A 12331-nucleotide genomic window follows, 5' to 3' on the forward strand; every position below is an offset into this window, starting at 1 on the left:
TTTATGCTCTTGTTCCTACGCCTATATTTAAAGGTGTAACTTTAGGATCAGTAGTATTCTGTCGTGGTTTTTCTTGAATTAAATCTTCAAAATACATTTTAACAATAGGAAGAACGAGCGGCATAAGTACTAACTTATAGTCATACCATGCAAATTTTTCTTTATAACTAAATTCTGCCTCTTCTTTGTATAAACGCTGAATGCAGTGTTCACTATACATTTCCGAAGCTTTTACAAAAGTCCTAAGTAAAGCAATAAGTAATAAATGTAATGGTAGATTAGCCATAAGCACCATTCCATATTGAACAGGCCAGCCATTTTGTGCAATTTCCGATGCTAAACTGCACACAGCAAACGCTGCTGCCATACATATCACATAATTATCAGCAGCAATAAGTAGATTGTATCTCTTATTTAACCTATCCAGATCTTTTTCTTGTGAGCCTCTTTGTTTACTTGCTGCATAAATAATACTACAAAAGGATATAATAAATAACCATGGCCAAATCCCGATGCTGAATGCATAAAATTTATAAGCAACGTTTTGCACCTTGCCACCATTAGCAAGCTGCGATAAGCAATATTCTACTTTAGGCGACGGATTAAGTACCACATTTGCTAATATAAAAAATAAACATGCTCTATTCACAGCTTTCTCTCTACGTGATAGAATCTCATTGATTCTCTTTTGTTTTTCTCGCACTTCTTGCTGTAATGGTTTAGATATGCCAGCTGCTTTTAAGTCGTTAAGATATTTCTCTAGCTTATCTTTACCTACACTAAGTTTTTTAAACTTTTCTTCAGCTATTTTTTTCTCTTTCTCTCCTACTACTTTATCAGGGTGACATTTTAATGAAGCTTTTCTAAAGCGCCGTTCAACTAACTTAAGTACATCATCAAACTCCTGGCTTATTACTTCTTCTGCTTTTATTCCCAGCCTTGAAAATAAGTTCTGTAAACCTTGATTACTGTAATATTGATTTCTGGTTAAACTTGCCACTATAGCCTCATTAAAAAATAGTGACTATACTACAAATTTAATACTCAAGCAAGAATTTAAACTATATCAAAAGCAATTCCGTGTTTACCAATATAAATCCTTAATTTCTTTCCTTTAATTAGTCGACGATTCAGTATTTCTTCAGCCAAATGACTTTTTATCTCTTTTTCAATCAGCCTCTCTATTGGGCGTGCTCCCATTTCTTTGCTATAACCTGTTTGCGCAAGATAAGACTTTACTTCTTCTTCCACTGAGCAGCTTATACCCTTTTGCACAAGTTGTTTTTTTAATTCCTGAATAAATTTATCCACAATGTGCAAAATGACATCCGCATCCAAATCAGAAAAGGAAATGACTGCATCAAGACGATTACGAAATTCAGGGCTAAAAACCCGTTCCATTGCTTTTTCGCTGTCACTGATGTTAAAGTTTTTATACCCAAAGCCAATAGAACTTTTGTTACGTTCAAATGCCCCTGCATTGGTTGTCATAATTAAAATCGTATTGGAAAAATTAACCTTACGTCCGTAAGTGTCTGTAACACAACCATAATCCATGATTTGTAGTAATATATTATAAATATCACTATGAGCTTTCTCAATTTCATCAAGAAGTACTACGCTATATTGATTATTAGATACAGATTCTGTAAGCAATCCACCTTGGTCGTAACCCACATATCCAGGAGGGGAACCAATCATTCTAGATATTGTGTGAGGTTCCATATACTCAGACATATCAAACCGAATAAGGTTCATACCCATATTTTGTGCTAGTTGCTTCGCAAGCTCAGTCTTACCTACACCAGTTGGCCCTGCAAAAAGATACTTTGCCAAGGGTTTATTGTAACTTCTCAGACCAGATTTAGCAATTTTAATAGAATTAACGAGAAACTCTATCGCTTGCTCTTGACCAAAAATGGCCCTATTGAGATTTTCTTTCAAAGATTTTACTCTTTGCATATCATCAAACCCGCAAGGTACGTTTGTAATCCTAGCGATAGTACTCTTAATGTCTCTACTGTTTATAATTTTTCGCCTGCTTTTTTGTAACTTACAATATGCCCCTGCTTCATCTATAACATCAACTGCTTTATCAGGTAATATTCGCCCAGTAATATACTTGTGTGAAAGTTCAGCTGCAGATTTAATGGCATGTTTCGTGTAATATACTCCATGATACCTTTCATAGTAATGCTTTATACCATCTAGTATCTTTACTGTATCATTAATAGAAGACTCTTTTACATTAATTTTTTGAAACCTCCTTGCTAATGCTTTATCCTTTTCAAAGCTATTGCTATATTCTCTATATGTAGTTGCACCTATACAACGCAACGCACCTCTTGCAAGTGCAGGTTTGAGCAGATTGCCAGCATCAAGAAAGCTGCCACTTGTTGAACCTGCTCCAATAATAGTGTGTATTTCATCAATGAAAAGAATAGCGCCAGGTTTTGCCTCAATTACTTTTATTATAGATTTTATTCTCTCTTCGAAGTCACCTCTATAGCGCGTTCCTGCAAGAAGTGATCCTAAATCCAAAGCATAAATTATGCTGGATCTCAGTGCACTCGGAACACTACCTTCAATAATTTTCAATACCAAGCCTTCAACTATTGTTGTTTTACCAACACCTGGTTCTCCGACATATAAAGGGTTATTTTTTCTGCGTCTTAGCAAGATTTCTATAGTGCGATTTAATTCATAATCACGACCAATGACATAATCTATTTTTTTGCTTCTTGCATAATCATTTAAATTTCTACAATAATTTTGTAGAACTTCTTCATCTTTTAATAATTCACCTTTATTTGCTACAGTAGAGATATCGTTATTCTTATCAAGTTTTATCTTGCGATTAGTTACATATTCTTCTATATCACCTGAATATTTTATATTGGATATGTTATAAATCAAATTAGAATCCTTTGCATTCTGTTTGCATAATAGCTCTTCAATGTATAAATCTTGCTCAGACAGAATCTCTAATAGAATACTTGCTCCATTTATTTCTTTTCTTCCCAGACGATGAGCTCGTATCATGGCTTTATGTATTATGCGTTGAAATAGCACATCAGGCTCAACTTTATTGACAGTTAATTCGGAGTTGTCTTGTAAAAAACCTTTTGTATTATTACCACGATCATTCCTTAATATAATATTATCTATATTTATGATTTCACCAGCTCTGATGTTACATCTTGATAAAACATAATTTACATCCACATCTTTGGTTAATGCTAGCAACAAATGTTCCACTTTTGCATATTTAAGCTTACAATCAGAAGCAATCTGTAACGCTCTATTTAAACTTGCCTCTAAATTTTTAGAAATCATCTATTCTCTTTAAAAGTGTAAATTTATATATAATTAGTAGCACACAATTATTAAAAAAACTGAAATCTAGCAGCTCGTTGTAGCCAAATTGAATTAAGCTACAGATTATAGTCCACACAGCCTAACATTATACCGTTGTGATAATCTCAAAACGTTATAAGCAGCAGAATTAAGATTATCAAATTGTAGGTAAATCTAATTTGGGCTAGCTATATATTCTTTCTACCATCCTGCAATCACTTCACTTTGCAGCAAGCTTACTGGAGCTTTTAAAGAATAGAAGAATAGTTAAGTACATTAATACGCTTTTTCTAGTACTCTGCTTTTCTTCTTAAATACATTGATCTTTTTTCTACCGTATTTAGCCTTTAACGTACTTGGCCTTTTAAAGATCTTTTTGCTGTTACGTTTTTGAGATTGCATACTACAATCAAAATTTGGCTCTCCTTCTTTATCTGCTAGTGAAGGCAGTCTTCTCTTATCTTGAGGTGTAACAAAAGATAATGCAAATCCTTCAGCTCCCGCACGTGCAGTTCTACCTATACGATGAACATAATCAGCTTGCGATTGTGGTACATCATAATTGATAACATGTTGAATGTGCGGAATATCAAGGCCGCGAGAAGCAACATCTGTTGCAACCATGATTTGATTGCGGCCACGACGAAAAGAATCAATGACTCTTTCACGCTTGTGCTGCCTTAAATCACCATGAATTGCCAAAGCGCTATAGTCATCTTTGTGCAATTTGTCAGCTAGCTGATCCGCTCCTCGCTTTGTTTTGACAAAAATAATGATCGATCCTTTGCGCTGACATAATTGTGTAACAAGCTTGCCATATTTTTCTGATTCTGATGCATAAACAACTTCTTGTTTAATTTTTACAGAAGTTGTAGCCTGGCAATCGACAGAAACACGCTCTGGTTGATTAAGATATTTTTCAGTAAGTTTTACTATTTCTCCAGGAAGAGTTGCAGAAAACATAAGAGTTTGCCTTATTTTAGGCAAATGCTTCATAATTTCTTCAATCTGAATTCCAAAGCCCATATCAAACATACGATCCGTCTCATCAAGCACAAGAATACTAACATTCCGAGTAACTAAAGTTTTACGCTCAATATGGTCTATAATACGACCAGGAGTACCTATTATAATTTGTGGTTTTTTCTGAAGCTGATTTAGCTGCCTAAAAATAGGCTCGCCTCCGATCAACAAAGCAACTCTTAGTAAAGAACTTTGAGATAAGAGTTTTCTTATCTCACTTGTTACCTGATGAGCAAGCTCTCTGGTTGGCACGATGACTAAAGCTGAACCAATGCTTGGCTCATTCATCAATTTAGCAACCAGTGGAATAGCAAACGCTAAGGTTTTTCCAGTTCCCGTTTGAGCAGACCCAAGAATATCTTTGCCCTGAAGAGCTAGAGGAATCGCTTGCACCTGAATCGGGGTTGGAACACAAAGATTATTTTTACTTAGAGCTTGCCTAAGCAAAGTTGGAAGCCCCATTTCATGAAAATTACTCACAATACATTACCCTATTAAAAAGCTTCACGATAGACTAATCTTCCAATCTTAAATTTATTGCAGACTTTTTATCTTCTCCGTTCCTACCACGCTCTTCTTTAAGCTCATAACTTACTCTTTCCCCTTTCATTCCTCTCTTTTTATCCTCTCCTCGAAGTTCATCAGGTCTTATTCCTGAACGTTCTAATGTACTAACATGTACAAAAACGTCCTCACCTTTACCTTCTGGCTTGATGAAACCATAGCCTTTTTCAACATTAAACCATTTTATATTACCAAATTCCATATGGATAACTCCTAAACTATTAACTAACATTATTAATGTGATGAAAAACTTTGAAATTACGATTTAGAATGCTTTAAGCTTAGTTACTGCAACTAAACTTCTATACTCCATAGTCTATTCTTAACATTACATAGTAATAGTACACAATTATTGTACTTAATGCAACTAAAATTTTTAATCACTAAGTGAACCTGCTACTGTCATTTCGCTAACTTTAATCGTTGGTGAATTAAACTGCCCACAGAAAGTTAGGTCATTTGCAACAACTAAATTGCTAAACATATTTTTCAAATTGTCGGCAACAGTAATCTCGTGTATTGGATACGTTATTTTACCATTTTCTATAAAAAATCCGCATGCACCTTGACTATAATCGCCATTGATTAAATTAACACCAAAACCAAATAAATCAGTTACATATATTCCTTCTTTTACTTCCTCAATTAATTCCTTAAACGATCTATTACCATTTTTGAAATAGAAATTACTAGCTGAAGGAATAATTGCAGCATTACTTGCACGAGTTGCATTTGCGGTCGTTTCCAAGTTTAATTTCCTAGCCGAATATAGATCTAAAATCCAGTTTTGCAGTACTCCATTTTTTACAAATTCATTTCTTCTGCTCATTATTCCTTCCCCGTCAAACGGTCTTGATGTTATACCCCTTGGTAACAATGGGTCATCAATAATGCTAATCTCAGTATTAAAAATTTGATTATTTAAACTATTTCTCAAAAAAGAGCTATTATTTACAATATTGCTACCATTTATGGCAGAAGCAAAGCTCTTTACTAGCTCTTTTGCTGCTCTTTTTTCAAAAACAACCGGAAATTTGCCTGTCCTGATTGTACATGAACCCAATTGATCTATTGCTCTTTTTGCTGCTTCTTTCCCTATTGACTCCGGTGTTTTTAAATCACTGAAGTTGCATGCTACATCGTAATCGTAGCCTATTTTCATTTCACTCTTTTCTCCAGCAACAACAGAAACCTGATTAACAAAAGTTGACTTACTAAATGAACCAACAAAACCAGAAACGGTTGATAATACTGTATTTACTGAAGTATGTGAAGATGAAGCTCCTTCGGAATTAATAATATTTTTATGTGCAAGAGCTGAATTTTCTGTAGCTTCAGTAATTTCTTTTAATTTATCAATTGTTACAACATTATTATCTGAGATATTTAAATCTGCAGAAGAGATATAATTACTGCCATCTACAGCAAAACTAATATAAGGATCTTCCTGGGCATTCTTTGCCATTTCCACCACTTGGCTCACTGCACTACTAAGATTATTCAAATCGTTTGTGGAAATATACGCAGCTTTGTTCTTACCTGCTATAGCTCTAATTCCGACAGTACAGTTTCTAGATTGTGATATTTGTTCAATTTTTGATAGACGCTGAGAAACCGAGGTCTTATTAGTTTCATATATTGTAACTTCTGCGTCTTGATTCTGCTTTTTTATTAGTTTAGTGATATCTGCTGCAATATTTAATATATTCATTTTTCATTCCTTGAGTTTCTATAAAGATTCTGCACCACCTATAACTTCAATCAAATCAGTTGTAATTGCTGCTTGACGAGAACGATTATAAAGTAATGCTAGTTTATTTAGCATTTCTTTTGTATTTCTGTTTGCTGATTCCATAGCAACCATCCTAGCACTATTTTCACTTGCTGCACTTTCAAGTAAAGCAGAATAAAGAGCAGCTGTAACATAATCTTGAGTCAAAGATTTTAAAATAAACTCAATATTTTGTGGTTCATACTCATAGCTGTAATCTGTTAGAGGACTAACTACAGAATTATCAATTAATAATGAGTCTTTACTCCATGGTTTTATTGTTTCTAATATTGGCTTTTGCATGAAGGTATTATAGAATTTACTGTAAAAAACCTTAACTTTATTGTATTTACTTAGATCTATATCACTAACCAAGGCTTCCACACGCTTTAGTGTGATTCCCTTACTATTTTCAACCTTCAAGATATTTTTAGAATTAAATCTATTTTTGCCTGTCTCAAAAGCTTTCTTACCAAAAAAAACAATGTCTACTTTCTTATCATTTGCAATTAATTTGTTTATATGCTCCTGACTGAATTTAACAACAGAGGAGTTAAAGCTGCCACATAAACCACGATCAGATGCAATAATAAATACTAGGAAAGAATCTTCATTATTGATATTTAGAATTCTTGCTAGTAACTCTTGATCCGCTGATAGCGCTAGTGAAGAAATAATGCTATGCAGCTTAGATATATGCAATTTTGAATTTGATAATTTCTTTTGGCTTTGTAATAATTTTGCTGCAGAAACCATTTGCATTATTTTCGTGGTTTTCTGCACAGACTTAATATTTTTAATTCTTAAGGATAATTCCTTTAAGCTCTTCATTTTGTATATAATTCTAATTTATTAAAATATATAACTGGTAATGTCTAAAGACAAGTTTTTTTGACATTGGAGTCAAACCTAACTAAGAAACTCACAGATTTACTGTTTTGAGATAAAGATTATATTAAAGCAATCTCGATGTAAAAGTATCAAACCTTATGGAGTCTTATAATATAAGGTAAATACAATTAAGACTATTGCAACTTGAGCACTTATAATCCCATTGCTTTAGCTCTTTATTACAATCAGCACATTTCCAACCTGGATCAGGCACAGCTTCTGAGTCCATCCTGTTTAACCAATAAATTGCTTGATCATACTCTTGCAACATAATCTTGAGCTGTACCATAACAAGGTAGATTGATATGTAATTAGCTTTTTTCATAGCAATATCTAAATGCTGACTTGCAAGATCATATTTCCCTAAGCTAATTGAAGACAAAGCAAGCAAGCAATAACTAAAATAATAATCAGGGCGTAAGTTATATAGTCTTTCAGCGCCTTTATTATTTAACTTGATATACATTCTAGCTGATTGAGGAGTAGGATTTACTCTATACTCTTCCTCTAATACTGTGGAAGCTTTTCTGATTTTTTCAAGCTTGATATATAATTCTGCCTTTAAATAATTGATGGGCTGAAAAGTTGCATAATAACTTTGTGCTTTAGCTAAATAATCTATAGCTTTGTAAAAACTTCCTTTACTTTCGTATTGCTTTGCTAAAGCGCAATAAAAAACCGCTAACATCTTTTTACGATCAAAGGGAAGAAAAATATTGAATTTGATAGCTTCCTTTAACTTTGAAATTGCATTTATCCAATCTTCTTGCAATATACAATGCTCTATTTGAAATGGAATAGACAAAATTTTATCATTAATTGAACTAGAGCAATATTCTATAAATTTTTGAAAGACTAACCTTTCTTGCTTTAGGTGAATAATCAGTTTATTGATCAGAAGTAGAGCTAAGTTGCGATTTTTACTTGCAATACTCGTTAAATTATGGCTGAAAAAGCTGTAATTTCCCGTTTTACCTGAATTAAAGAGCTTTACTAAAGATAATTTATCACTTTCTTCATTTAGATTTTTAATTAGCTTATTGGTGTTCTCTATATTACCTAAGTCTAAGCTAAAGAAAGCTTCAAAGAGAAGCAATTCTTCCCTACTTCTTCTTCTATTTTTTATGTTAGCAAATGTTGATGAAATAGAAGAACAAAAACGTGCAACTGCAATCAATAAAAATAATAAGACTACGCAAGAAAGAATAACGAAATATAGATCAACACTTATAGTGTAATTGCCTAATTCCAGTTTTATTACTTCACCACTTACCTTGATCCATATACCAAATAAAAACGAAAAAGCAAAAATTATAAAATAAATCATGAGATGTATTGTAATAAGTGATGATATATTATTGAAGTATTCTTGAAAGCTACAATAAAATCATTCAATTTATTAAGCCATGGCTTGAATTCTGGGTATGTTAAGTCACTTATTGCGGTGGCTATGCTCTGCCAATCATTATCGCTTATTAATTCTTCAATTTCCGCAAGCTTTAACCTGAGTGGATCACTACGATCATCTATCTTTATCCAATTTGAAATGATTTTTTTAAACAAGTTACTTTTATTGTAGTTAATAACAGTCATGTTCTTCTCAAAAGACAATTTCAACCCGCGTAAAGTATCTAACTCTTTCAAATTTTCCAATTTATTTACTGCATTTTCTATCTCTGGATCGTCAAGCTCTGATATCAAAGGCTTTATTGAATTTATATGATTATCAAACTTGGCTTCTCGCAATAACGAATTCTTCATCTTAATCACAAGTAGCAGCAACTTTGCGAGGTTCTTATGCCTTAAACTACCATCACCTTGCTCACATTGAGTGTGCAGATTTCTCTTTAAGTCAAATATCCTTTTCTCTACCCTAGATTGATTCACTTCAAGCAATACTCTAAGTTCATCCATCTTTTCCGTTAAACCATTTATACTATTTTCACTTTCTTGCTGATTTATTTTGAAAAATATTATGTTATTTATTGCAATATGGCTAACAAATAACAATATAATTAAGAACCAACCTATGCATTTTTTTCGAGTATCATTCATAACGTAATATCTCCGCTGGGTCTTGTGCAGCTGCCTGCAATGCAGGAGGAATTGTTGCTAAAAATGACAAGAACAATGCAAGTGCAGAAATGTTCACTACATCTTGAGAAACTAATATCACTGGCAAACTTGAAAAAAAGTATATCATAGGATCAAATAGCTTGATGTTGGTAATGTTTTCTAAAAACACTCTAATATTTTCAATGTTGAGAGAAAAAATAACTCCTATAACAGAGCCAAGACAAGTTCCTGTAAAACCAATTAACAGCCCACAAGCACAAAATATGCGCATAATGCTTCCACTTGTTGCACCAAACGTACGCATAATTGCAATTACGGATTTCTTTTCTTGCACTATCATCATCAAACTTGAAACAATATTGAATGCTGCCACAACTATAATCAAAGTAAGAATTAAAAACATCACATTTCTTTCAGTTTTTAAAGCATTAACATAATGGCTTTGCTGAGATTGCCAACTTTCAGCTTTCATTCCTGTTTCTTCTACTATAGCATTTGCTAGCTTATTAGCCGCAGCAATATCGTCTATGAACACTTCTATATTTCTCACACTATCTTTATAATTAAAAAAAGCCTGAGCTGATTTCATGGGCATATACATCAAGGTATTGTCGTACTCAAACATACCCATATCAAATATTGCTACAACTTTATATTCTTTCATTTTTGGTATTTCACCAGACAGTGCGTCAAATCCTTCAGGTGATATAAGCATAATGTTATCACCATAATCAATATTCAAAGCTTCTGCTAATCTTGCCCCTATTATGATACCTTCATCGAATTTTTCCACGTTACCCATAATTACATTATTCTTAACGGTAGTATTATTAAGTAAGTCTTTAGTTGACACACCACGGACTACGCTACCCACAATTCCACCATTTGATGCAACGATCACTTGATCATTGGTCATAGAAGTAGCTTTTAATACACCTGGGATTTTCTCAATAGATTTTAACACTGCGTGGTAATCTGAATTTATGCTTCTATCAAAGTAAACATTAATATGGCCATTAATGCCAAGTACAGAGTCGAGCAGCTTTGCTCTGAACCCATTCATTACAGACATTACTACTATTAGCGTTGCAACTCCAAGAGCAATACCAATAATAGAAAACAAGGCCATTATAGAGCAAAATCTAGAATTCTTTGCTCGCAAATAACGAATAGCCATAGTAAATTCAAAGGCAATAGACATTATACTAAGATTTAAATATCATACTTTTTATGCTTCATATAACTGTAATTTTTCCTTTACCTCAAATTAAGTTGTCTAAATTTAGCAAGCTTATAGAATATATTCAATATTCTATATTAAGACCTTCCATATATATCGTCCAATCTTACTATATCATTATCAGATAAAAACTTTCCTACCTGAAACTCAACTATCTCAAGAGGAAATCTTGTACTTTTATTCTCAATTTTATGAAACACCTTCCTTGGAATCTCTATTACATGATTTTTCGTTATAGCATATGTTTTGTCATCTAAACTAACATATCCAACTCCTGATAGTATTATATGGTACTCATCTCTATAGTGGTGAAATTGCTTAGAAGTGCAGCTTAGTGGATTTATAAAAAGATATTTTATAAGAAAATCCTTGCCCATTAAAACTACACTATAAAATCCCCATGGCTTAATCTCTTTCCTTATTGGCTTTACTTCCTTAACTTTATTAATGAACAACATTAGGCTCTTACTTGGCCGTTTATAAACTCTACCTAGTAAATTTTTTGCATCATTTTCTGTCATTAAAACTGGCTCTTTTCCTTTGGTTACAGCTTGAAACGACTCAAAATTCTTATTAAATCTCTTACTTAACTCTAAAACTGAACCCCAAGTGCCAACATCCATCCAATCGAAATTGGCTTCTATCATTACAATATTTTCTGCTTTTTCTATCACTAGGTGATCAATAGATGTATCACCCATTCCTGCACAATTTTGCTGTTCTAAATACAGAAATCTCTCTCGTGGTACAAAATGCTTCATACTTTCACAACATAAATTATAGAGAGTCGGAGCAATTTTTTTTATCTCATCTATATAGCGTTTTGCTCTAAACACAAATATTCCAGAGTTCCAATAATGATCGTTACTTACCTTACGCTCGGGTTTTTCTGTAAAATCTTTTACTATATGACATTTTTCTTTCTGACCATATACTGCATTTATATAGCCGTATTCAGAATTGAATTCATGAGGCTTTACCCCAAAAGTGACTATAGAGTCAGTTTCAGAGGCTAGCTTAGACGCTTTCTCAATAGAAACATAAAAACTATTCAAATCACCTATAAAATGGTCTGAAGGCAGAACTAAGATTGTCTCGTTCCTATCGCAGAGAAGCACAGCAATTAGTATTGCTGCCGCTGTCCCAATTTTAACTGGTTCAAAAACTACTTTACATTCCTGTAATGCATGTAATTCCTGCATCAATAATGACTCATATTGTATATTTGTGGTAATGATGGGTGGCATATAATCGCCTTTTAGCCTCAACAAAGTGTTGTGAAACATAGTATTCTGACTAAATATTTTCTGAAATTGCTTTGGCTTAGATAGAGGCCAAAGTCTGCTGCCACTACCACCACACAGTATTACAGGGCGCATTTAATTAAGATATTAACTATTTGATTAATA

General features: G+C 33.1%; 10 protein-coding genes. All 10 read right to left on the reverse strand.

What is annotated here, in order from left to right; translation table 11 throughout:
• Nucleotide 1 precedes the first annotated feature (1 nt).
• A complete protein-coding gene (locus AAGD65_RS05825; RefSeq protein WP_264682606.1) occupies nucleotides 2-1000 on the reverse strand; it encodes a molecular chaperone DnaJ in 999 nt (332 codons plus the stop codon).
• A gap of 56 nt (nucleotides 1001-1056) precedes the next feature.
• Nucleotides 1057-3336, reverse strand: coding sequence for an AAA family ATPase (locus tag AAGD65_RS05830; RefSeq protein WP_264682605.1), 2280 nt, complete (start codon nucleotides 3334-3336; stop codon nucleotides 1057-1059).
• A 297-nt stretch (nucleotides 3337-3633) separates the two neighbouring features.
• The gene (locus AAGD65_RS05835) at nucleotides 3634-4842 is read right to left on the reverse strand and encodes a DEAD/DEAH box helicase (protein WP_341810916.1); all 1209 of its coding nucleotides are present in this window, start codon (nucleotides 4840-4842) and stop codon (nucleotides 3634-3636) included.
• 52 nt (nucleotides 4843-4894) lie between these two features.
• Nucleotides 4895-5146 (reverse strand): cold-shock protein, encoded by a 252-nt coding sequence (locus AAGD65_RS05840; RefSeq protein WP_007302456.1) that lies wholly within the window; start codon nucleotides 5144-5146, stop codon nucleotides 4895-4897.
• A 174-nt stretch (nucleotides 5147-5320) separates the two neighbouring features.
• The gene (locus AAGD65_RS05845) at nucleotides 5321-6655 is read right to left on the reverse strand and encodes a TldD/PmbA family protein (protein WP_264682603.1); all 1335 of its coding nucleotides are present in this window, start codon (nucleotides 6653-6655) and stop codon (nucleotides 5321-5323) included.
• A gap of 18 nt (nucleotides 6656-6673) precedes the next feature.
• A complete protein-coding gene (atpG, locus tag AAGD65_RS05850; protein ID WP_063630933.1) occupies nucleotides 6674-7546 on the reverse strand; it encodes an ATP synthase F1 subunit gamma in 873 nt (290 codons plus the stop codon).
• A gap of 166 nt (nucleotides 7547-7712) precedes the next feature.
• Nucleotides 7713-8933: a tetratricopeptide repeat protein gene (locus AAGD65_RS05855; RefSeq protein ID WP_264682602.1), complete on the reverse strand. Its 1221-nt coding sequence runs from the start codon at nucleotides 8931-8933 to the stop codon at nucleotides 7713-7715.
• Nucleotides 8930-9661: a hypothetical protein gene (locus AAGD65_RS05860; protein WP_264682601.1), complete on the reverse strand. Its 732-nt coding sequence runs from the start codon at nucleotides 9659-9661 to the stop codon at nucleotides 8930-8932. The genes AAGD65_RS05855 and AAGD65_RS05860 overlap by 4 nt, the downstream gene beginning before the upstream one ends.
• Nucleotides 9654-10883 carry a lipoprotein-releasing ABC transporter permease subunit gene (locus AAGD65_RS05865; protein ID WP_264682600.1) on the reverse strand — a complete coding sequence of 410 codons (1230 nt, stop codon included), beginning with the start codon at nucleotides 10881-10883 and terminating at the stop codon, nucleotides 9654-9656. Before AAGD65_RS05865 ends, AAGD65_RS05860 begins: the two co-directional genes overlap by 8 nt.
• A gap of 116 nt (nucleotides 10884-10999) precedes the next feature.
• Nucleotides 11000-12301, reverse strand: coding sequence for a sugar phosphate nucleotidyltransferase (locus tag AAGD65_RS05870; protein ID WP_264682599.1), 1302 nt, complete (start codon nucleotides 12299-12301; stop codon nucleotides 11000-11002).
• Between the last annotated feature and the right edge of the window lie 30 nt (nucleotides 12302-12331).

The sequence above is a fragment of the Wolbachia endosymbiont (group B) of Chesias legatella genome, assembly GCF_964026945.1.
Taxonomy (GTDB): Bacteria; Pseudomonadota; Alphaproteobacteria; order Rickettsiales; family Anaplasmataceae; genus Wolbachia.